This window comes from Bradyrhizobium sp. USDA 4369 (genome assembly GCF_054056435.1).
On the sequence record NZ_JBSRYH010000001.1, the window covers coordinates 8358026 to 8380165 of the forward strand.

25 protein-coding genes are annotated in these 22140 nt (G+C 61.2%); 1 reads left to right on the plus strand and 24 read right to left on the minus strand.

Going from position 1 to position 22140, the window contains the following annotated elements; all coding sequences use genetic code 11:
* Positions 1-28: 28 nt before the first annotated feature.
* From trbF to ACVIJ6_RS37865, 21 genes are all read right to left on the minus strand, one after another.
* Positions 29-706 (minus strand): conjugal transfer protein TrbF, encoded by a 678-nt coding sequence (trbF, locus tag ACVIJ6_RS37765; RefSeq protein WP_057198309.1) that lies wholly within the window; start codon positions 704-706, stop codon positions 29-31.
* An 86-nt stretch (positions 707-792) separates the two neighbouring features.
* Entirely contained in the window at positions 793-2019 is a 1227-nt protein-coding gene (trbL, locus tag ACVIJ6_RS37770) for a P-type conjugative transfer protein TrbL (RefSeq protein ID WP_057198307.1), read from the minus strand.
* Positions 2020-2394 (minus strand): putative entry exclusion protein TrbK-alt, encoded by a 375-nt coding sequence (gene trbK-alt, locus ACVIJ6_RS37775; protein ID WP_057198304.1) that lies wholly within the window; start codon positions 2392-2394, stop codon positions 2020-2022.
* Positions 2391-3128, minus strand: a complete 738-nt coding sequence (gene trbJ, locus ACVIJ6_RS37780; RefSeq protein ID WP_057198302.1) for a P-type conjugative transfer protein TrbJ — start codon at positions 3126-3128, stop codon at positions 2391-2393. Before trbJ ends, trbK-alt begins: the two co-directional genes overlap by 4 nt.
* Positions 3125-5566, minus strand: coding sequence for a conjugal transfer protein TrbE (trbE, locus tag ACVIJ6_RS37785; protein ID WP_057198300.1), 2442 nt, complete (start codon positions 5564-5566; stop codon positions 3125-3127). Before trbE ends, trbJ begins: the two co-directional genes overlap by 4 nt.
* 8 nt (positions 5567-5574) lie before the next feature.
* Positions 5575-5838 (minus strand): VirB3 family type IV secretion system protein, encoded by a 264-nt coding sequence (locus tag ACVIJ6_RS37790; RefSeq protein WP_021075729.1) that lies wholly within the window; start codon positions 5836-5838, stop codon positions 5575-5577.
* Positions 5838-6164 (minus strand): TrbC/VirB2 family protein, encoded by a 327-nt coding sequence (locus ACVIJ6_RS37795; protein WP_021075728.1) that lies wholly within the window; start codon positions 6162-6164, stop codon positions 5838-5840. The genes ACVIJ6_RS37790 and ACVIJ6_RS37795 overlap by 1 nt, the downstream gene beginning before the upstream one ends.
* Positions 6164-7081 (minus strand): P-type conjugative transfer ATPase TrbB, encoded by a 918-nt coding sequence (gene trbB / locus ACVIJ6_RS37800; protein ID WP_057198298.1) that lies wholly within the window; start codon positions 7079-7081, stop codon positions 6164-6166. Before trbB ends, ACVIJ6_RS37795 begins: the two co-directional genes overlap by 1 nt.
* A 246-nt stretch (positions 7082-7327) precedes the next feature.
* A complete protein-coding gene (locus ACVIJ6_RS37805) occupies positions 7328-8659 on the minus strand; it encodes an MFS transporter (RefSeq protein ID WP_057198296.1) in 1332 nt (443 codons plus the stop codon).
* An 82-nt stretch (positions 8660-8741) separates the two neighbouring features.
* Positions 8742-9407: a hypothetical protein gene (locus tag ACVIJ6_RS37810; protein ID WP_057198294.1), complete on the minus strand. Its 666-nt coding sequence runs from the start codon at positions 9405-9407 to the stop codon at positions 8742-8744.
* Between the two features lie 181 nt (positions 9408-9588).
* Entirely contained in the window at positions 9589-10044 is a 456-nt protein-coding gene (locus ACVIJ6_RS37815) for a hypothetical protein (protein ID WP_057198292.1), read from the minus strand.
* Between the two features lie 10 nt (positions 10045-10054).
* Positions 10055-12031 (minus strand): conjugal transfer protein TraG, encoded by a 1977-nt coding sequence (locus tag ACVIJ6_RS37820; protein WP_082529050.1) that lies wholly within the window; start codon positions 12029-12031, stop codon positions 10055-10057.
* Between the two features lie 89 nt (positions 12032-12120).
* On the minus strand, positions 12121-13848 hold the full coding sequence (locus ACVIJ6_RS37825; protein WP_057198324.1) for a relaxase/mobilization nuclease domain-containing protein: 1728 nt from the start codon (positions 13846-13848) through the stop codon (positions 12121-12123).
* Between the two features lie 600 nt (positions 13849-14448).
* Positions 14449-15174 (minus strand): lytic transglycosylase domain-containing protein, encoded by a 726-nt coding sequence (locus ACVIJ6_RS37830; protein ID WP_444837221.1) that lies wholly within the window; start codon positions 15172-15174, stop codon positions 14449-14451.
* Positions 15171-15680 carry a S26 family signal peptidase gene (locus ACVIJ6_RS37835; protein ID WP_444837222.1) on the minus strand — a complete coding sequence of 170 codons (510 nt, stop codon included), beginning with the start codon at positions 15678-15680 and terminating at the stop codon, positions 15171-15173. The genes ACVIJ6_RS37830 and ACVIJ6_RS37835 overlap by 4 nt, the downstream gene beginning before the upstream one ends.
* Entirely contained in the window at positions 15677-16141 is a 465-nt protein-coding gene (locus ACVIJ6_RS37840; RefSeq protein ID WP_444837223.1) for a DUF2840 domain-containing protein, read from the minus strand. Before ACVIJ6_RS37840 ends, ACVIJ6_RS37835 begins: the two co-directional genes overlap by 4 nt.
* A gap of 349 nt (positions 16142-16490) precedes the next feature.
* Positions 16491-17372, minus strand: a complete 882-nt coding sequence (locus ACVIJ6_RS37845) for a replication initiator protein A (RefSeq protein WP_444837355.1) — start codon at positions 17370-17372, stop codon at positions 16491-16493.
* Between the two features lie 24 nt (positions 17373-17396).
* Entirely contained in the window at positions 17397-17675 is a 279-nt protein-coding gene (locus ACVIJ6_RS37850) for a helix-turn-helix transcriptional regulator (RefSeq protein ID WP_444837224.1), read from the minus strand.
* A 132-nt stretch (positions 17676-17807) separates the two neighbouring features.
* Complete coding sequence (locus tag ACVIJ6_RS37855) at positions 17808-18263, minus strand: DUF2285 domain-containing protein (RefSeq protein WP_444837225.1); 456 nt, start codon at positions 18261-18263, stop codon at positions 17808-17810.
* 124 nt (positions 18264-18387) lie between these two features.
* Positions 18388-18777, minus strand: coding sequence for a transcriptional regulator domain-containing protein (locus tag ACVIJ6_RS37860; RefSeq protein WP_444837226.1), 390 nt, complete (start codon positions 18775-18777; stop codon positions 18388-18390).
* Positions 18714-19001: a DNA -binding domain-containing protein gene (locus ACVIJ6_RS37865; protein WP_444837227.1), complete on the minus strand. Its 288-nt coding sequence runs from the start codon at positions 18999-19001 to the stop codon at positions 18714-18716. The genes ACVIJ6_RS37860 and ACVIJ6_RS37865 overlap by 64 nt, the downstream gene beginning before the upstream one ends.
* 225 nt (positions 19002-19226) lie before the next feature.
* Between ACVIJ6_RS37865 and ACVIJ6_RS37870 the strand changes: the two genes are divergently transcribed.
* Positions 19227-19454 carry a helix-turn-helix domain-containing protein gene (locus ACVIJ6_RS37870; protein WP_444837228.1) on the plus strand — a complete coding sequence of 76 codons (228 nt, stop codon included), beginning with the start codon at positions 19227-19229 and terminating at the stop codon, positions 19452-19454.
* Positions 19455-19623: 169 nt separating this feature from the next.
* On the opposite strand, the gene ACVIJ6_RS37875 is transcribed toward ACVIJ6_RS37870, so the two are convergent.
* The 3 genes from ACVIJ6_RS37875 to ACVIJ6_RS37885 form a co-directional block, all read right to left on the minus strand.
* Positions 19624-19947, minus strand: a complete 324-nt coding sequence (locus ACVIJ6_RS37875) for a DUF736 domain-containing protein (RefSeq protein ID WP_456776850.1) — start codon at positions 19945-19947, stop codon at positions 19624-19626.
* Between the two features lie 553 nt (positions 19948-20500).
* Entirely contained in the window at positions 20501-20983 is a 483-nt protein-coding gene (locus ACVIJ6_RS37880) for a hypothetical protein (protein WP_444837230.1), read from the minus strand.
* Positions 20984-21121: 138 nt separating this feature from the next.
* On the minus strand, positions 21122-22045 hold the full coding sequence (locus ACVIJ6_RS37885; RefSeq protein WP_444837231.1) for a DUF2493 domain-containing protein: 924 nt from the start codon (positions 22043-22045) through the stop codon (positions 21122-21124).
* Between the last annotated feature and the right edge of the window lie 95 nt (positions 22046-22140).

A 22140-nucleotide genomic window follows, 5' to 3' on the forward strand; every position in this document is an offset into this window, starting at 1 on the left:
AGTGAAGGTTGGTCTGTCGACGTCACTGTCAAAACTCCTTGGACCAGTTGATAGCGTTGACGTAGATGCCAAGGGGGTTTTTGCGCAGCCGATCGATGTCGCGCGGCGGTTCTACGACAACGCTGACGATGGCACTCCACCGCTCGGTGGCGGCAAGCTGACCATTCTCGTAGCGGCGTTCGATCCAGGCGATGCGGAAGCTCTCAGGCGAAGCCCTGATAACGCTGGATAGTTCGACGGCGACCTGGATCTTCCCGACTTTTGTGAACGGGTCGCTGTTGCGGGCGTAGTCGTTCAGCGCGGCGGCGCCGCGATCGGTCGTGAAATCGTACGCTCGAAGCCAATCTTCACGTAGCACGATCGCGTCCATGGGGAGGGCGCGGACATGCTCGATGAAGCGGGCGAGATGGAAGGCGATTTGAGGGTCGGTCGCCTTATATGTCGAGGTTGCCGGCGCGACCATCTTTGCTTCGCCGAGGCGGTCGACTTCAACAACCCACGGCGTAATTGATCCCTGTGCCGACTGCCAGACGAGAGCAGCTGCAAAGCCAGCAGAGAGGAACAGACAACCAAACGCCATCAGGCGCCAATTCCCGGCCTGGACACGCGCCGAGCCGATCCGATCATCCCAAACCTGCGCGGCTTTTTGGTAAGGCGTAACCGGCTGAGGTGTGCGGCCATAGTGAACGGCGGATCGTTTGAACATGCTTGACCTCGACATACGAGAAATCGGACGTGGGCGGTGTTTGCTGCGTTTGAAGAGTTCTGAGAGGTGCGCCGATGGCGCTGATCTCAGCGCTCTGTATCCCTGAGATCGACGGAGGCCCCACCACCGCCGTGGTCCCCAGACCGCAGCGCCTGCGTCGTCGCGGAGACACCATGACTGACCGCCTGTCCACGCATGCGGCGAACCCAGGCGGGTGCGCCTCCAGATGACGCATCCGCGCCGCCGGCTTCATCGCCCGCGGCATTTGATCTGCCAAAGCGGGCGGCCAGCGATCGCAGGGGACTCGCTGCCGAAGTGGCGCCCGCCTCCCCGGTTTGCGCGCCCGTCCGAAAGGCGGATGCCGCGCCGCCTATGAGCGCGCTGCCTCCCCTCGCCGCGCCTCCAACCATGCTGCCGGTGAGAGCAGCCCCGCCTGCTGCGAGTGCTGCTCCGGCGGCAACCACACCACCTGCGGCCATCGTGGTTCCGACGGCCGCACCGGCCCCAAGTTGAGGACCGCCAGATACAATGCCGTTGGCAATTCCCGGCCCGAAGATACCGAGGCCAAGCAACGAGAGAGCCGCGAGCACCAGTGCCATCGCATTTTCGATAGTCGGCTGGTTGCCGCCAAACCCTGAGGTGAACTGGGAGAACAGCGTCGATCCGATGCCAACAATTACCGCCAGCACCAGGACCTTGACACCCGACGAGATCACATTTCCCAAGACCCGTTCGGCTGCGAAGGCCGTCTTCCCAAACAGGCCAAAGGGAATCAGCACGAAGCCGGCCAGGGTAGTCAACTTGAACTCGATCAAGGTAATAAAGAGCTGGATGGCGAGGATGAAGAACGTCAGCAGCACGACAATCCAGGCAAACAGCAGCACCACGATCTGTACAAAATTCTCGAAGAAGCTGACGTAGCCCATCAGTCTTGAAATCGATTCCAGGATCGGCCGTCCGGCCTCCAGGCCGACCTGAGCGATCCGTCCAGGCCTGAGGAACTCTGCCGATGACAAGCCGGTGCCAGAAGCCTTTAATCCTAAGCCGGCAAAGCTCTCGAAGACGATGCGTGCAAGGGTATTCCAGTTACCGATAAGGAAGGCGAAGACGCCGACGAACATCGTCTTCTTCACGAGGCGAGCGATGATGTCCTCATCGGAGCCCCAGACCCAGAACAGGCCCGCCAGCGTGATGTCGATGGCTGCAAGCGTGGACGCGAGATACCCGACCTCATTTCCCACCAGGCCAAAGCCGGAGTCGATATAGCGGGTGAACGTTTCCAGAAACTGGTCGATGATGCCTGTACCACCCATCTATCGCTCCGTCGGCTGAGGTGCCGGAAACAAACCGGGCGGCAAACGGCTCTGATCCTTGACGGACGCAGGCGGTGTGGCGTCTGGATCGGGCCGGGCGGGATTGCGCGGAGTGTCGATGTTCTGCCTTATGAAGTGGCGGCGCTGTTCCGCCCAAACCTTTCGGCATTCGGCAAGTCTGTCTTTTTGCTCGTATCCAACTGAACGACATCGCTCGAGCTCGGCTGTCTGGGGATCGCCTTCTCGGACGACCGAAGAGGCAGGCTGAGGCTGATTGTCGTCGTCACGCAGGTGGATGGTGCAAGCAGCAGCGAGCACGACGACAAAGATTGTCACGCCGAGAGACAGCGCCTTGAACGCCCTGAAATCGCTCATTGGTGAAACATCTGCACGCTTGTGGGTTGGTAACCTCGGCTCTGCGTCAGGAAACGCCGGAGTTGCTCCCTGCCTTGGTCCTGAGCAGCCGTTCGCTGAGCAGATTCCAGGTTTTGGGCGCGTCCTTGAGCGGCGACTGTTGCCGTGAGATCGGCCAGTTGTTGTGCCTGAAGCGCGAGAAGCTGATTGCCGGCCTGGCTCGCTTGCAGCGCTCCAGTTGCCCCTTGGCTCGCACCAACCAGCGCCGCCATCTGGGCGCGATTGGTGTCGAGGTTACCTACCACCGTCGCCTGGACCCGCATGGCGTCTTGAAAGCTCGCAACGGAGTTTTGCCAACGCACCTGCGCGTTCGCAATCAGCGCCTGGTCCGTAGCGTCGGGGGATGCCGGCGCATACGTGGCAGAAAACGCGCGATCGATTTGCTGGATGTCGAAAGAGATGCGCTGGGCTTGGGCGAGCAATTGCTGGGTACGCTGGATCGACAGCTCCAACTGCTGCAGCGACGAGTATGGCAAGCTCGCGAGATTCCTGGTCTGATTGACCAGCATCTGCGCCTGATTTTGCAGCGATGCGATCTGGTTGTTGATCTGCTGCAAAGCTCGAGCGGCGGTCAGAACGTTCTGGGCATAGTTGTTGGGATCAAACACAACCAACTGCGTGAAGGCCGGATTGGGACCGACGAGCACGGCAAGTGCGACCACGCCAGCGGCAGCGAAACGACGGAAGCGGTTCATTTAGAAGCCTCCAGTTCAGCGAGGTGTGGGATGAGATCGGTCGCCCAAGCGACGTCGCGGGCCTTCAGCCATCCACTCACGAAGCTCTCGCGGCTATGTTCAGCCAATACTCGATCGATCAGAGATTGGTCGGCCTTGGAGGAAGCGGCGGTGAAGGCAAGCGCGACCTCGCCAAGTCCGAGTTCGAACAGGCGATTGCCCCGGCGTGACTGGCAGTAATAGTCTCGCTTGGGAATCGCCCGCGCCAGGATTTCGATTTGCCGGTCATTGAGCCCAAATCGCCGGTAGATCGTCATGATCTGCGGCTCGATAGCGCGATCGTTGGGCAGCAGGATCCGGGTCGGGCAACTCTCGATGATAGCAGGCGCGATTGCTGACCCATCGATATCTACAAGCGATTGGGTCGCAAACACGACCGACGCATTCTTCTTGCGAAGCGTCTTCAGCCATTCACGGAGCTTGCCGGCAAAGTCCGCATCATCAAGCGCGAGCCAACCCTCGTCGATGATGAGCAGCGTTGGGCGCCCGTCGAAACGGCTCTCGATGCGGTGGAACAGATAAGCCAGGACGGCCGGCGCGACGGCAGTTCCGATCAATCCGTCGGTCTCAAAAACCTGGACCGATGAGCTACCGAGGTGCTCATTCTCGGCATCGAGCAAGCGGTCATAGGGACCGCCAAGGCAATAGGGCTGGAGCGCTCGCTTCAGGATATTCGATTGGAGGAGGACCGAGAGACCTGTGAGGGTCCGCTCCTGACGAGGAGCCGATGCCAACGAGGTCAGCGCAGTCCAGACATGATCCTTGGTCTCTGGGGTGACGTCGATCTTTTCTCGCGACAGGATCGAGGCGACCCATTCTGCCGCCCATCCACGCTCCGCGACCTCATCGATCCCCGCAAGTGGCTGCAGGGACACAAATTCATCCGTCTCTCCCGCGACCGCACCGCCGAGGTCATGCCAGTCCCCGTCCATGGCCAATGCCGCCGCGCGCATCGACCGGCCGAAATCGAAGGCAAAGACCTGTGCGTCTGGATAGCGGCGGAACTGCAGGGCCATCAACGCCAGGAGTACCGACTTGCCCGCCCCGGTCGGGCCAACAACGAGGGTATGCCCTACATCGCCAAGGTGGAGCGAGAACCGAAACGGCGTGGACCCTTCCGTCTTGGCAAAGAACAGCGGGGGTGCCTTGAGGTGATGGTCCCTCACCTCGCCCGCCCAAACCGCCGACAAGGGGATCATATGGGCGAGGTTGAATGTCGAGATCGGCGGCTGGCGGACGTTGGCGTAAACGTGGCCCGGCAGGCTGCCGAGCCAGGCCTCGACCGCATTCACAGTCTCGATCATGCAGGTGAAATCACGCCCCTGGATGACCTTTTCCACTAGGCGCAGCTTTTCGTCGGCAGCTCGGGGATCTCCGTCCCAGACCGTGACAGTCGCCGTAACAAAGGCTTCCCCGATTTGATCGGTGCCTAGTTCCTGCAGGGCCGCATCGGCATCGATCGCCTTGTTGTGGGCGTCGGTATCAAGAAGGGCCGATGCCTCGTTGGTCATCACCTCCTTCAGGATCGCAGCGATCGACTTGCGTTTGGCAAACCATTGGCGCCGGATTTTTGTCGCGAGCTTCACGGCGTCGTTCCGGTCGAGCATGAGCGCCCGCGTCGACCAGCGATAAGAAAATGCCAGACGGTTCAGGTCATCAAGAATCCCAGGCACGGTCGCGGTCGGAAATCCGACGACTGTCAGCACCCGCAGATGGGCCGCTCCCAGCATCGGCTCAAGACCGCCCGTCAGCGGTTGATCGGCAAGCAGCGCGTCGAGATACATGGGTATTTCGGGGACACGAACCCGATGGCGCCTGGTCGAGATCGTTGAGTGCAGATAGGTCAACGTTTCCTGATCATCGAGCCAGCCACATTCCGGCATGAAGCTTTCAATGAGTTGCAGGACACGGTTGGTCCGATCGACAAAACCGGCCAGCGCCTCCCGCGCGTCTGCACCGAAGGTCCGGTTGCTGCCCTCGTAAAGCAGCCGCTCGGCCAGGGCCGCTCCTTCGGCAGGCGGCAGATAAACCAAAGTCAGGTAGTAGCTGGACTCGTAATGGGCGCTGGCCTCCTCGAACTGCGCCCTGCGCTCGGCGTCGACCAGGGCGGACGCCACATCCGGGAACGTGTTCGGAGGGTAGGCTCCCGCGGCATGCCGTTGTCCCTCGACAAACAGAGCCCAGCCGGATCCGAGGCGACGCAGGGCATTGTTCAGGCGCCCGGCGACGGCGACGAGTTCGGCCGGCACAGCGCTGTCGAGATCCGGTCCTCGAAACTTCGCCGTCCGCTGAAAGGAGCCGTCCTTGTTCAGGACAATGCCCTCGTCGACAAGAGCAGCCCACGGCAGGAAGTCCGCCAGGCGCACATTCGAGGAACGGTATTCGGCAAGATTCATCATGGAAGGACTCACGTGGAGAGGTGACCAGGGATACGGATGTGCCGGCGCGTGACCTCGACGAACTCCGGATCGCGTTTCGCAGCCCAAACGGCGGCCATATGACCGATGAACCAGAGCAGAAGACCGGCAAGCCAAAGCCGCAGACCGAGACCGAGTGCGGCTGCCAAGGTGCCGTTTAGAATGGCAACGGCCCGCGGTGCGCCACCCATCAGGATCGGCTCGGTCAAGGCGCGATGCACGGGGGCAACAAACCCTGGGATCTGCTCATCCATCAGATCACCACGCCGCCGCCGAACGAGAAGAACGACAGAAAGAAGCTCGATGCGGCGAACGCAATCGACAGACCAAACACGATCTGGACCAGCCGACGAAAACCGCCCGACGTGTCACCGAAAGCCAGGGACAGCCCGGTCACGATGATGATGATAACGGCGACGATCTTGGCGACCGGGCCTTCGACCGACTGCAGGATCTGATTGAGCGGTTGCTCCCACGGCATATTCGAGCCTGCGGACCAGGCCGGCGAAGCGAACAGGCAGAAGGCCGCAATTGATGCGGTCGTAACGGCCCTTCGGCCGAGAGGCGATCGGCAGTTCATCACTGGTCTCCTGATGCTGAGAGGCTGTAGTCGCCCGACGTCCCGAGCCCGGCGACGTGAGCAAGTTCGGAAACGCGGCGATCAGCGCCACGGCCAGCAAGAACGGCTATGACGTTCACGGTCTCGGCGATCAGGGCGCGCGGTACCGTAACCACCGCCTCCTGGATGAGCTGTTCGAGCCGGCGTAAGGCTCCGAGCGCGCTGCCTGCGTGGATGGTACCGATTCCCCCGGGATGCCCGGTACCCCAGGCCTTGAGCAGGTCGAGAGCTTCGGCCCCGCGGACCTCGCCGATTGGAATACGATCGGGACGCAAGCGAAGGGATGAACGCACGAGATCCGAAAGCGACACCACGCCGTCCCTGGTGCGCAAAGCGACAAGGTTTGGCGCCTTGCACTGGAGCTCTCTTGTGTCTTCGATGAGAACGATGCGATCGGAAGTCTTGGCGACTTCCGCGAGCAGCGCGTTCGTGAGCGTCGTTTTGCCGGTTGATGTTCCGCCGGCAACCAGGATGTTCTTGCGTGAACTAACGGCTTGCCGCAGCGCTATAGCCTGTTCTGACGTCATGATCCCTGCCAAGACGTAGTCATCAAGCGTAAAGATAGCGACGGCCGGTTTGCGGATCGCGAACGCTGGAGCCGCAACAACTGGCGGCAACAAACCTTCAAAACGTTCGCCAGTTTCAGGTAGCTCGGCCGATACACGGGGTGCACCCGCATGCACTTCACCACCCACGTGGTGAGCGACCAGCCGAATGACGCGCTCCCCGTCTGGCGCTGACAGGATCTCACCGGTGTCCGTCAGACCGCTCGACAAACGGTCGATCCACAATCGGCCGTCAGGGTTTAGCATCACCTCGACGACTGAAGGATCTTCCAGAAAGCGCGAGATCGCGGGGCCAAGTGCAGTGCGCAGCATGCGCGCGCCGCGAGATATTGCCTCCGATTGAATGGAATGGATTGTCACCACCGTCCCCACAAATGAAGTCGCCTGAACGACCTCAGTGGGATCAATTAGAAAAGGCAGTAAACCTCTTCGCGCAACAAGCGGGATGTTTGGTTCGCGGCCTGGCGTAGAAAAAGAAAAAGTGGGGAATGTCGAAATCCCAACGTAGCACCGATCGCCGCAAAAGACGGCTTGGAAACCAGGCTCAGGCCGGCCAGTCTACCATTCCGCCGCCTCACGCGCCTCGAGGATAGATCCCTCGACGGGCACCATGACAAATTCCGCTTGGCTGTCTCGCTCTGCAAACGGCCGCGTAAGCGACGCGTAAAGGTGCCTGCTCAACGTTCGGAGCCAAGGCACAGCGAACCAGAGCAATGCGGCTGCCTGAAAGGCTGCACTGAGACCAAACGCAAACTGATACGCCATTACCGGATAATGACCGTCTTGAGGTGCCCATTGTCCGACAACAAGCCCGATCCCGTACTGAACCGCGAACGCCGAACCAAAATGTGCAAGGTTCAACGCCCCATTTGCTCGCGCGGCAAGGCCTTGCGGAAAATAATCGGCGATCATCGCATAGCTGAGAACTGTTGCCGCTCCCATAACTGACACGGCACACCAGGGCAGTAGCGATGGCATTGGCACCCGGAGAATAAGTGCAAGTTCGGCCGCAATGAACACCCCTGCCATGCCAGCTATCAGGATTTCGGTTGTTGTGCCGCGTCTGCGTAGACGATCCGCCATCACGCCCAGCAGCAACGCTCCGAAACTGATTGCGAGAGCCATGATGAACAGCTGCGTCATGAGACTATGCCGATCAAGCCCTTCCACATCCGTAAGCCAGGGCGCAGCCCACAGAGATTGCAGGGCCCATGACGAGCCGATGCAGGCTGCCGACAGTGGCGCAAGTCTCAGGAATCTCGCGTCGGAATACACAGACCACAAAGTAAGCCGGGAGGTCGTCGACGCTGCTTCATTGCTGGAGCTTTCCGGTACGCCAAAGTAAGTGAAGGCAGCTACGGCGATCGTTGCAAAAGTCAGGACTTCGAAAAGACCTCGCCAACCGATCCAATCCAATACCCAATCGGTCGGTGCCGTTGCGGTGACGGCTCCAAGCGACCCCAGCATGATCATGCAGCCGTTGACGAGGGCGATACGCTCCCTGGGAAACCAGATGACCACGGCCTTGAGCCCTGCCATCAATGAGGCTGCAACCCCAAGTCCTATCATGGCGCGCGCAACCAGAAGCTCCGAAAATCCCGTTGCGGTCCCGAACAGGGTCGCGCCGCCGGCCGCCATCACCAGCAACACGCCCTGGACACGACGCGGTCCATACCTATCGAGAAGGACGCCAATGGGAATTTGGACACCTGCGAAGACGAGGAAATAGACCGATGCGAGCAGCCCGGTCTTTGCGGCATCAAGTCCAAATTCGGATGCCAGCGCTGGAGAGATGGAGGCGTTGATGGTTCGGAAGAGGAAGGAAAGATAATAGCCAGCGGCAAATGGGAGGAAGGCGGCCAGGATCAGGCGCCACCACTTCCGGCTCAGGTGATCATCGACGTGTTGACATTCATCCGCGTCCGGTTCGGTGCTTGTCGCCGCTCGTATTGCGTCTTCGTATCCAGCTTGATCATGCCGGCCAGCAGAAGGCGTTCGGGAGGTGACGAAAGTTGGAATTGCTGCCGCCCTCCTGGGCGGCAGCGGATGATTCCTGCTTTATATTTGCATCGCCTCGCAAACCGGCGCCGTTTGGGGTGTCTGTCGGCTTGAGGTCGACTGTCTCATCCTGATCGAGTATCGATTTCAAGCCGTTAAATCGTGTCGCATTGAGGCGATCGATCGTCTCCTGGATAAGCGAACGGTCCTGCTGAACCCGCTGATCGACTTGCTCGGCCAGGACCTTGAAGCGCTCATCACCGAGCTGGCAGGCTTCTCGCTGTTGCTGTTGCGACAGCGGCGGCATCACGGCGAGGTGATATCGCGCATGCAGCGCGACCGTCTCAGCGATTGTCCGTAAATTGCGCTCCAGAGAATCGAATCGGGCGTGTATGTCGTCAAAACCGTCATGCACCGCATTTTCTGGAGGGCGCGGATTCAGAAATTGTGCAAGCGCAGCCTCCACGATCATGCTCTTGCCCACGCCCGGACGTTCAGTCGCAGCTTCGAGTTGCTCGTGAATCTTCTCGGTGATCCGGACGGTTACCTTGCGGGTTGCCGCGGAATTCCGTTTGTGAGGTGGCGATTTTGCCACCGCGGCCTGGCTGGCCTCCAACTCGGGTTCGCCGCGGAGCTGCATTTTCGCTCTTCTCCGTACTCTGAGCGCACCGATCAAGGCCGCAACGATTGCGGTGCGACGGATTTTGCCAAGGGGTGATTGAGTCTGATGGAGGCAACAGAAGAGCAGCATCGTTGGCGCTGCAACCGTCGACGATAGCGATCGTACCTTGGCGTAGCGAAAGAAGGGATCGGCGGGCTGATTAGCTCGCGCCGGCGCCGGCGTCGTCGTTGCCACGCACGGCGTTCTCCCCGTCGTGCGATTCGATACTCACCTCCTTCAGCATGGTCGACCCGCTGGATAGCCTCCGCCCGAGAGCTTCGACAAAACGATCATAGCGCTCCGCGCCCTTGGCGCGCGCTGCTGGGCTCGATTGCTCCGGCAGCGCTGGCGTTGACGTTAGCCAGAAGCGGATGAACAGCGCGATCGTCTCCAGCGTGACGGTATCGTTTCGTTCGAGCCGTTCGAGCACGCGCACGATCCGGTCTAGCCGCTTGGCGATCGCGGCCTCCCTTCGGTCGGATTCGTCGGGCGAAAGGAAGGAGGCGATGGCAGCCTCGGCGACCAGCGACTTGGGCTTGCTGTGACGCTTTGCGAAGGCCTCCAGGCCAGCGAGCGTCTCTGGATCGAGGTAGATGCTGAGCTGGACTTTTTTCATGCTCACTAGCCTAGAGATCCATCGGATCGTCGGGGTCGATGGTGACGGAACGTGCGATGCCCTGCATCGAACGGCTCAGAGCCCTCGCCTGCACGGCATCGGCGTCACCATCATCCGGCGCGGCATCGAACTCGTTCTCAGCCAGCGGTACCCCAATGACGACATCCTCGTGTTGCGGCAGTTCGGGCTCACGGCGAATGCCACCGTTAGGATCACGGGACCTCCGCGTCACCTTCGCGAGGAGTTCGGCAGAGGGCGGGATTTGCGGACGGCCTGACCAATCGTCTGCCTGCGCGACCAGGGCGACCGGATTGGCGCGGGATGGATTCAAGACCCGGCGCTTTAGCTGCGTATCCTCATAGTATCGGACCTTGCTGGCGCGCACGGGGTGCACCCCCGAGACCATTACAATCGCCTCGTTAGGTGAGAGCTGCATGACTTCCCCCGGTGTAAGCAGCGGCCGCGATGTTTCCTGGCGGCTGACCATGAGGTGCCCAAGCCAAGGGCTTAAGCGATGCCCGGCATAGTTCTTCATCGCGCGCATCTCGGTCGCGGTTCCAAGGGCGTCCGACACGCGTTTGGCGGTGCGCTCATCGTTGGTCGAAAAAGCGACCCGGATGTGGCAGTTGTCGAGGATAGCGTGGTTCGGCCCGTAGGCGCGTTCGAGCTGGTTCAGGCTCTGGGTGATCAGAAAGCTGCGAATGCCATAGCCTGCCATGAAGGCAAGCTGGCTCTCAAAAAAATCCAACCGTCCGAGCGCTGCAAACTCGTCGAGCATCAGAAGCAGCTTCTGTCGTCGCCGATCGGTGTCCAGGCTCTCGGTCAATCGCCGTCCGATCTGATTAAGCACAAGCCGCATCAGGGGTTTTGTGCGGGCGATGTCGGATGGCGGGACGACAAGAAAGAGCGAGATGGGCCGGGGTCCGTCAACGAGATCGCGGATGCGCCAGTCGCTCCGTCCCGTGACCTTGGCGACGACGGGATCGCGATAGAGCCCCAGGAAACTCATCGTGGTTGACAAAACACCTGAGCGTTCATTCTCGCTCTTGTTGAGGAGCTCGCGCGATGCCGAAGCCACCACGGGATGAACGCGCTCTCCGAGGTGCGGCGTCGCCAACATCGCATTCAGCGTCGTCTCGATCGGGCGTGACGGGTCAGACAGGAAGTTGGCGACGCCGGCGAGCGTCTTGTCGGCTTCAGCGTAAAGGACATGCAAAATCGCGCCAACCAGCAAAGAATGGCTGGTCTTCTCCCAATGATTGCGGCGCTCGAGCGCGCCTTCGGGATCGACGAGGATGTCTGCGATATTTTGGGCGTCCCGTACCTCACAGTCGCCTTTGCGGATCTCGAGGAGAGGGTTATAGGCCGCGCTTGCCTGGTTGGTGGGGTCGAACAGAAGCACGGGCCCAAAGCGCGCGCGCCAGCCCGAGGTGAGCTGGAAATTCTCGCCCTTGATGTCGTGAACGATGGTGGAGTTCGGCCAAGTAAGAAGAGTCGGAATGACCAAGCCGACGCCCTTACCCGAACGGGTAGGAGCAAAGCAAAGGACATGCTCAGGGCCGTCGTGCCGGAGATATCGGCCATCAAAGCGGCCGAGCACGACGCCGTCGGTCCCCAGAAGGCCCGCCCGCCTGACCTCACGTGCGTCGGCCCAGCGCGCCGAGCCGTATGTGGTCACCTGCTGAGCTTCCTTTGCCCGCCAGACCGACAGCATGATCGCGATGCCGATAGCGGCGAACCCGCCGCTTGCGGCGATGCAGGCCCCCTCGATGAATATTTTTGGCGCGTAGGCGTCGAACTGGAACCACCAGATGAAGAAAGCAAGCGGCTGATAGATCGGCCAGCGCCCGACCATGAACCAGGCAGGTCCGAGCTGCGGTTGGTAGGCGAGACGCCAGGCCGTCCACTCGGTCGCCGTCCAAACAAAGGCGAGCACGACGATCGAGACAAGGAACAGCTGCCCCCAGAGTATCTTGGTCGCGGACATAGGCCCAGAAGCGCTCGCCCTGTGCACCCACGCAACGACCATATCTCTGGTGTCGCGGTCGCGCGCGCCGCAGCGCAGAGATCGGCGGGTCAGAGGGAAAGATCGCGCTTGCGTCCAAAGCTCCAGTCGACGCCGCCGGGACCGGCGATGCCGCTTACTTGCCTGCCAAGTTCGCGCTCAAGGGACGGTATCCATGGTACAAGCTGGAAGCCCAGGCCATTGTCGATCATGGCAAAGCGGCCGGAGGCAAGCGACAGCCGTCGGCGATAAATCCCCGAAATGGGCTCGCCTGCCTCGGCGGGCATATGCGCCAGCCCCGTTTCTTCAGCCAAACGCTCACCCGCTGAATCGAGCTCGCGGGTACGCAGGGTACTGATAAGATTGCGGCCGATGATGACCTTGTCTCCGTCCCGGCGCACGAGGCCCCGTTCCGCCAGCGCATCAATCCGACGATCAAGCGCGCGGCGGACCTCGGCACCGAAACCGGCTCGCGAGAGATCGGCAGGTTCGCGGGCAACGAGGCGCCGATCGAGCCAGGTCGCCCCTTCGGCCACTACCTGTTGGTCGAGGTTGAGGTCGGAGCGGACGGCAAGCGCGATCCGCGGCCGGCCCCTCGCATCCTCAAAACGACGGAGCTCCACAATGCCCCCGATCGGACCGTCGCCGGCTGTATCGATGTCGGGGAGCTTCAGATGATGCACACGCCCGTCGATCCCGTCCACCACGGCAAACGCTGTTCCCCTTAACTCGTCATCCAGCCCGCGGGCGATGAGACGGCCGATCACGGGTCCGCCATGGCCTTCGCCCTCGATCGCCCAGGACGACGGCGCGCGAGATGTACCATCCCTGGCCAGGCTCCTGTGCAGCCGCTTGATGATATCGCCGCGTTCCCCAAGTGCGCGCAAGCGCTGTTCGGCATCCGGCGCCAGAACCCAGCGCGCGGGCCCGGCCGGCTCAGCGAGTCCGAGCCGCTCAAGGGTCCGCATCCGACCAATCCGGATCTCCCGCAGCGGATCGCGCCCCGCGTCACGTTCGGGGCGAAGATCGACCACCCCTTCTGCCCTGCCCGCTTCCCGGGCAAGCACCCGATCGAGCCGCGTCCAGCGTTCGCTCGTGACCTCTGCCTCGAGACCGCGCCGCATCTCAAGCTCTGATCGCGGGCCGAGCTCACGGGTCACGAGGTCACCTGCGCGCGCCCGAAAGCCGGACCCGATGTAGTCCCGGCTGATGACAAGGTCGGAACCGTCGTCCGCGCGGCCGCGCATAAGAATGTGGATGTGAGGATGCTCGGTGTTCCAGTGATCGACGGCGACCCAGTCGAGCCGCGTGCCGAGATCGCGCGAGGCCTGATCCATGAGCTCGCGAGTAAAGCTCCGCAGGCTCTCTAGTTCGGCGGCATCATCCGGCGAGACGATGAACCGGAAATGATGCCGGTCGCCATCGCAGCGTTCCGCGAAAGCCCGGCCGTCTGCATCATCCCCGGCAGCATCGAAGAGTTTGCCGGGCGATCCATCGCGCGCGACACCGTCCCGTTTGAGATAACCGATATGAGCCCGCAGTGCGCCAGGCGACCGCGTCCGGCGTACGACACGTGCCTTGACCATGGCGCCCCGGGCGCGGTTGTTGAGGAGCCGTGCCGCGGCAACGCTCGCCGCACGGCCGCGCCCGAAGGACCCACTCCTAGTAACTCCGCCGTGTGAGAGACCGCCTGCCTTCTGCGCGGCTCTGAGGGCCTGCGCGAGAAACGATTTTGCCTTGGGCGCGCGCGTCGAACGGATACGGCCTGGACGGATGCGGAAATCGTCGTTGCGGCTCATCTTGCCCGCCGCAAGGTGTCGAAAACCGAGCAAGAACAGCGCCATGGCGAAACTCGCAAGTTGCGCCGGTCCTTCGCAATGTTCGGAGCATGATTGAGATTGCTGACATTTCCCAACCGACCGACCGGCCGCACCTTGCGGCTTTTATCCTGCCCTCCTCGGTCGCTGGTTCCCAGGGCCCAACTTCCAAGCCAACAGACTGTCGGTACTCGCGGCGATTTGCGACAAAATGCAGTTCGGGTCATTGCGGTGGATCCTCCAATAGCGCCTGCCCGAAACGTCGGCTGGTGGCCGATTCATTGCGAAAGAGCCGCCGCGACTTGGCAGTTGACTTGCGAAGCGCCCCGCTTTTGCGAGCGAAGCGAGCGCTTGCGATAGCGATCGTTACCCGAAGGGCCGAGACACCCGTAGGGTGGCTCGGTGAGGAGCGAAGCGACGAGTAGAGCGCGGGCCGAAGGCATCGCCCGTATGCCATCAGCACGTTGATATCGCACTCCGCCGCGAACGCTTGCCGCGTGAGTGAGGGTCCTTCAGTGGCAAACCCGAAGGTCTTAGCGTCATGATCGTATTGCAGCGCCTCGAATGAAAACCGAATGTCCGTCACTGTGCGCCCGCGCGCTCAACAAACAGCGGAGCCTGCCGCGAAGGAACGACGCCGCTCGCGCCCGAAACATCACGCTCACGCTGCTCGGAGGCGAGCAACGGCGTGACAGCCGCGACGTAAGCCACAGTTTCTGATGGAAGTGCTCGGCCGGTTGCCAAGTGCTGCTCGTAGCGCAACTGACCCGCATGACACGCTGCCAGGAAACCAGCCGATCCGAAGCGATCATGCTTCTCTTTGAGGTACGCGGCTCCCGCCAAGATGTTGTCGCGCGGATCGAATGGGTCGAGACCTAGCCCATAGCGGAGGCTGAGTTGTACCCACGTGCCCGGCATGACTTGCATCAACCCCATTGCACCGAGGCGAGACGTCGCACGTGCGTTGCCTCCGCTCTCAATCTGCATGACGACGCGGATCCAACGCGCGGGAACACGGAAGCGATCAGACGCTTCTGCGATGAAGCCGGCGTATCGATCGAGCGGTTCAATACGCGACGCCAACTGTGCGCACGCCACTGTCCCGAGAAACGTCGAGGCCGCGACCACGCACATGCGCGGCGTAATCGCCGCAATGAGGCGTGCAATTGCGCGGATCATCTCCTCGCTGGCGATCGATCCCGGCAACTCACGGATATGACCTGCCCGGACGTTCAGATATGGCCGGGAAGGAGAGCAGAAGGGCCGGCCAAAAGCGGACGAGTGGGAGCAAGTGACGTGCACGATCACTCCTCGTCGGTCCAAACTGGCACCGCTTTGCCGATGACTGCGGATGTGGGTATGGGCCCGAAGTACCGGCTATCGAGCGAGTCGAGCGACTGCCAATTCATGACAAAGAGTTCGCCGTCTCCGATGACGCGGCATCCTTGCCAGTCTGGTAGCGGTCGGTTGCGGCCGTCGCGGCTGCGTGCCTGTCCCACTTCAAGACCATCAACGGCGATGGTGAAACCATTTCTGCAAACGGTCTGTCCTGGCAAAGCCAAGACCCGCTTGAGCATCGGAACTCGCGAGGGCAAATAGCCATTCAGATCCAGGAATGCCGCGAGTGGATCGGGTGGCTGCACGGCGACGAGTTCCGTTACGATCAACTGGCCCACGGGCTCGACACGATAAAGGCCGATTGGAACGCTATTCGAGACGTTCCATATGTAGCGTGGCGCCGTTCCTCCAATTGAGGAGAGGAGAAGAACCGTTGCTCCAAATGCCGTAAGAATGGTTCCACAACCGCCGCTCATGGTTCGATCCTCCGACGATGGAGCCACGCTTGATGGCGAGAGCGGGTGTATGGGCGAGGTGCTTCATTCACCGACAGGCGGTTGTGAACGTGATGCCAATAATCGGGGGCTGCATCGGAGGGATCGATGCCGAGCGCCTCGACCGCATCGATCAATTGCAGCACGCGTTCGACCTTCGGCCAGCCCGTTAGCCTCAGCAAGATCTCGCCGCCGGGATTGATCCAGGGGACTGTCGAATAACGCTGCCCAGGCGCTACGGCACGCAAGATATCGACGCGGGAGAGAACGGTCCCGAAGTCGTTCGATGTCCAACGTACGAACGCAAAGATGCTGCCAGGCGCGAAGGACAAAACGCGGCGGCTGCGATCCACAATCCGCTCGGAAACGGAACGGCCGAACCGTACGCGATTCTCAACGCGCTTTTCGAGCCACAGAATCTCAACTGTTGTTAGGTCGTTCACGATCCACCTCCGCGTCGAGCGACATCCTGACGGTTCGAAGGCTGACCAGGCGCTCGCCCCTGCCCTATGGGAGGCAGCAGGCCACGATCGTTGGGGAAATTGCTGATCGGATTAGTTTGCGATCCGAATGCCGAATTAATGCAAGCGACGCCGTCCGTCGCGCGTCGCCGATCGGCGCTCGACGCTTGAAGTCCGTTAGAAGGGAATCCGGAGGATTCCCTGTTAGTAAAGTTACGGAGTCGAAAAGATACAGTGTACCAGTACTTTGGGTCTGATTCCGGTCCCCGATAGCACGAGGATACGGTCCCTGATGGCACGACAGTTGTGGTCCCCGATAGCACGAGTGAATTCACAGCTTATCCCCCGCGTTAGGTAGGAGGCCGCGCTTTCGTAACCGCTCGGTAAGTGGATCGATCGCAACTGGTGCAAAGTTCAGTCGCTCCGCGCCATTTGGATCCTGCGTGATGATGAGTTCGTAGCCTGGCAGCTTCTGCAGGCGCACGATCTGACGCAGGTCGTAAGCAAAGTGCTTGACCGGCGATAAGCTGCCGGACTTGACGTGGAGGTGCGCGACATCAAAGCTCCAGCCGCCGCTTTGGCGCCCGCCGTGTTTGCGCACGAGACGATACAGCCAACGCTCGAGACCGCCCGTGAGATCGAAATATCCGCGGTCGATCGTCAGCACGAGCGCATCGTTCAGAACGCCTGTGTAGAACCAATCCGGCAGGATCAATTCCAGTCCACGGGGTTTGCCTTGCGCATCGGCAGTTTCTTTCCATTCGTTAATCCAGGAGAAGCGATGCCGCCGCCGCTCTGTCGGCTGGCGAATTGAGGTCACGACGGTCGTCGACTGGAGCCGGTCCAGTGCAGCTTTGAGGCGGTCGTAGTCGCGCACGCTGGTGCCGCGGCCGACGAAAGTCAGGATTTCATACGGGGTGGTGGCCATCAGACGCGATGTCTTCAAGCCGGCATCGCGAGCCTCTACGATCTGCGAAGCCGCCCATATCAGAACGTCTGCGTCCCAGATCGTCGCCATTCCGTGCTCTGACACGGCTTCGACACGGATGACGACCGGTCCGGCGCGAAAATCGATCGGGATGATCCGTTTGGATTTTGCCAGCGAGAAGAAAGGATAGGCCATCAGATCTTGCGCATCGCGTGCGGCCAAATCGCCGGGCAATGCACGGAACAGCTCGAGCTGATCGCGCTCCGAACGGTGCCGCCGGCGTATTGAGAATTTGCTTTCTGACATCGCTCAGCGCCGCTCCTTGCCTGCATAAGGAACGGGTGCATGCCGTTTTGCAGGCAGCACGGTGCCCGCGCCGGGATCGCTGGTTGACGTCTTGGTGCCGCGGTCGGCCCAAGCCTTGAGGTCATCCAGGGCGTAGACGACCCGACCGCCGATCTTTCGGTAAGCCGGACCGGTACCGTAGGTCCGGTGCTTTTCTAGGGTACGGCCGGAAAGGCTGAGGAATCGGGCCGCCTCGGCCGTGCGCAAGTATCGTGGCGGCAAGCCGGCGTTAGGATCGGGCATCTGAAGAGCTCCGGGATCGTCTGGAGCGCCAGCGAGGTCGGCGGCGCATCGACGGGCACAATGGCGGAGTAGAGCCTCGAAGGGGGATGCCGAAGATCAGGGGTCGTGTTTTCGATACCCCTGAAAGAGCGTCTATTTCTTGCGAGAAGGCGGGCGCAGCAATGCGCGATAGCCGTCGCGCATCAGCGCGAGGCCGCTCTGAACCAGGCGAATGGTCCGATTGCGCAAATCATGCGTGCGCCAGTCGCGTTCGGCGATGCGTTCAGTACCAAACAGGACTTCCGCTATTTCCCGGTAGGTGCTGCCGTCGATCCGGGCATCAAGCGCACGCAGGGCGAGCCCGAGCCGCCTGCGGCTATGTGTGGAAAGCGAATGCAGCGGCGGCCCTGGGGACCTGCCGTTCAGCGCTCGCCAGAGGCGCCTTCCGGCGTCCGCACGGAATTCAAAATCGCGGTCGAGCGGAAGTTCGACAGCGTAGGTGCCGGCAACGACCGGTGCTTCCTTGAACCAAACGCGATGCTCTACCTTGTGCAAAAGGAGCACGGCGTGCCAACCGTCAGGGCCTTGCCGCAGCTGCCCTTCGGTCAAGTCTCCGATATCTAGTGTGCCGCGCGATTGCCCGACCGCGAGCGAAACCGGCCGCACAGGAACGACCGTCGGCAGAACCTCCGGCGCCCAGAAGATGGTTTGCTCGAGGTAGGATCGGCTAGGGTCAGCGGCGAAAACACAAGCCCCAACGCTGGCGGAAGTCCGGGCTTACGTTTGGAATCGTTTTCGCGGTACTCCGATGATCAGCTTGAAAGTTGGGATTACGCCGCAGGCATTCCCAGGCTAATCCTGTGATGTCCGCCTCTTCAACTCGATCGTAGGCACTTGGTGATCTCCAATCGAACTTTGACATTCGTGTCCCCTTCGCACTGCAAGATTGAAGTGCGATAAACCGGACCAGCAATAGTTGAGGAAGTCCCTGATCCTGCATCGCGTGATGCATCAGATCGAACCCGAAATCACGAGAGCAAGTTTTTCTACAAAAGGGTTTCAAAGATTCGGATTTGACGCGCCGCCTCGCAGCAAATGACGATATCCATGCTCCGTCATCCATTTCGCGCGGGCCAAATGGGTATCGAACGCGCGCCTTGCGCGATCGTGCTCGAGCTCTGGATCGATCTTTAGCACCAGCTGAGCCACCTCGCGCCAGTCGGCCCCCTCCGCGTCCGCATCGAGCATTCGCAAATACGTAATGATGTGCTCCTCGTCGTACACCGTGAGAACGGTGTCCGTCGGAGCTACGTCCGCTACGAAGGGATCTGACGGTGGTTGTTTCATGCGAGCGCCACAGAGCGAATGATTCTAACTCCTTGCAGACCGTTGTTGTTCGAAGGACTTACTTTAGCCCTATTTTGATCAGCTCGGCCAGTCCGATCTGGCAATGCATCCCCATCGGGGTCGATGAAAGTCGGTCCACCTCCGCGCATTTGAATAGCACGTCTTGTGACGAATAGGAACGATCGTTCCTAGAACGATCGTTCCGGCTCAGGTTCCCATATCGCTATGGATCTCAAGGAGATCATGGCGGTGAACCTGCGTCGGAGACGCCACGATCTAAAAATGACGCAGGAGGAGTTGGCCGAGCGCGCGGGCCTAAGCGCTCGTTACGTCGGCGCGATCGAACGCGGCGATGTAGCGGCGAGCGTTACTGTGCTTGGACAGATTGCCGAAGCATTGGGATCGGAGCCGGGCGACTTGCTCAAACGGGTTGGACGCGGAAGCAAATCGTAGGCCGACGCCAGCCGACGGTTGGAGTGCTCCGCTGGTAACTGGGCAGTGGATGCTCGGCTTCACCGACAGAAATCGCGCTTCCCGCATTCGAGTTCTAGCATCATGCTTGGGCCAAGCGTGAACCAAACAGAAGCCCCGCCCGGAGAACCCGGGCGGGGCGGAGCGAGCTTTACTCGCCGTTCTTCCGCGGCCGCGACCACAGCAGTGTGTAGCCTTCACCACCCTCGTCATCGAACAGGTTCGCGTAGATCGGTGCGTTGAACGACGGGTCGTCGAGTTTGAGCGAGAGGTAGTCGCGACCTTCCTCGGAGCGTTTCGACCAAGCTGCGCCGATTTCGGCCCGGCCCACGAAGATGCGGTGGCTGGGCGCGTTCTCGTTGGAGGAGCGGTTCTGCTCGGCGACGATGCGGACGCCCTTGGCCTGCAGGCTCAGCGTGACGATCTCGCCCTGGAAGCCGTTGCCGACCTTCTTGAAAGAACCGATGGTAGCCATGTCACTTCTCCTGTTTGTGTTTCGAGCCCGCGACCACCGCGGCCTCGATGGCGATCTACAGGCCGAGGACGATCGGCGACGCACCCGCTTGCGGGCCGGAGCGCAGCGGAGGACGCTGTCGTAGAGACTTTCTTGCCTCGCGAGGAATGGGCGTAGCCCAGGGGAAGAAAGTCTCAAGCGACGGCGTTGCGGCTCAGACGATCGAGGCGGAGCCGGTCTTCGCCGCCAGATCGAGCCATCAAAGAGGCCACGCGCGTCTGCGTGCTGAACCACAATCTCGGGAGAAGACTTGGCTAGTCTCGGTTTCAATGCGCAAGAGGTCGGAATGTTCAGGGGGAAAGAAACAACGTGCAGGAAACGGCGCTACTGTCAGCCGACAAATAGCTCCGTGCGAAGGACGTCACCATCGCATCTGTATTGACAGAGCCGAGATAACGCAGCCTGCTACAAGTCATGTCCGAAGGGACGCGACCACTTTTCGCTCAAGTTCGACCATCCCTCCTTCAACGCGCCGGCCTACCCGAATTTGGTCGAGGAGGCAGGTGGCGAGGGACTATCCGTCGCGTGTTGCGGCCGAAAGAACTGGCTGAGGCGCACTCTGCGCGCCCCTGCCCTGCTCCAACGGGCGGGGCTCCGCGAAGACGGTCAACTTCGTCCACGCCGTGCTGCCGATGAATGCCGCGCCGAGGCAAGCGGAGACCTCACACCAAGCGGGCGATGGCATCCCGAGTTGCGACATCGTGAAGAGCACATGATAGCCAGCAATCGCGGCTGGGATGGCAAAAGCCGCCGCTATGGCTGCACGCAGGATCGGAAACCGTGTCATTGCAAGCGCGGTTCGACCGGCCGCGAGTGCCAACACGCCGGCGGCAATGGCAACAAGCGGCGCACCGAGGATGCCGGCGCCACTATGGAACGCGATCATGCCGGTGCTCACTGCGACAAAAAACGGCAACGCGTATACGGCTAGCGTGAAGATCAGCCAGCAGAACAAGCCAATGCCAACGGCGTTGAGGGCAAGTCCAAGCGCGAGCATGGTGGTGGCTCCATATGCAAAGATGTAACGGTCGCGCCTTCCACCACCACCGCGGCGCAATTTTGGACATAAAGTCGAAACGAGGCGGAGTTGCGGCGATGCAACTCCACCCGGTGGTTCAGGTAGTAAAGACGGCGCTTACGCGCCGTCACCGAACTTCCAGACGGGAATGCCGAGACGTCTTGCCTTGTCGGCGAGGTTGTCCTGGATTCCCGTGCCCGGGAAATGCATGACGCCAATTGGTAGGAGTTCGAGCATGGCGTCATTGCGCTTGAACGGTGCCGCGTTGGCATGCTTCGTCCAGTCCGGTTTGAAAGCGATCTGTGGCACCTTGCGGTTAGTGGCCCATTTGGAGGCGATCAGTTCGGCGCCTTTCGGCGAGCCGCCGTGGATCAGGACCATGTCGGGATGCTTGGCGTGAACCTTGTCGAGACGATCCCAGATCAAGCGGTGGTCGTTGCAGTCGAAGCCGCCGGTCAGTGCGACCTTCGGTCCGGGAGGCAACATGACCTCGGTTTCGGCGCGGCGCTTGGCTGCGATGAAGTCGCGGGAGTCGATCATTGCCGCGGTGAGCGTGCGATGGTTGACCAGTGATCCCGATCGAGGGCGCCAGGAAGAGCCGGTGTGGACCTCAAAGAGTTCGACGGCCTGATCGCGGAAGAGCTCCAGGCAGTTGCGGCGTTCGATCAGCGTGATGCCTTCTGCCGTCAGGCGCTCGAGCTCGACCGATCGTACTTCCGAGCCGTTCTGCTCGCGCTGGCTCTTGCGTTGGGCCTGCTCGTTGTCATCGAGCTGCCGTCCGATGCGATCTGTGGCACGATGGAAGAGGTTGACCGTCGACCACAGCAGATCCGGAAGGTCGGGCTCGAGCCGCGTGTCGCCCAGGGTAGCGACCAGGGCGTCGAAAATATCGGCGACGGCACCGGCGATCATCTTGCCCTCTGGCAGGGGTCTCGGATCGGGCTGGTCGTCGAATGGACGGTAGCCAAAGAGCTGCAATTCGTTGAGGACGAGGTCGGACGGAGATGGCGTGTGCTGTTCGGTGTCGTCATGGTCGCTCATCGGGAGAGGTCCTTTGCCGGATTGGCCGCGCCCATCGCGGCCTTCGTGGCGATCACTCAGACGGCGAGCGGAACGGGCCAGAACCCGAAAGCGCA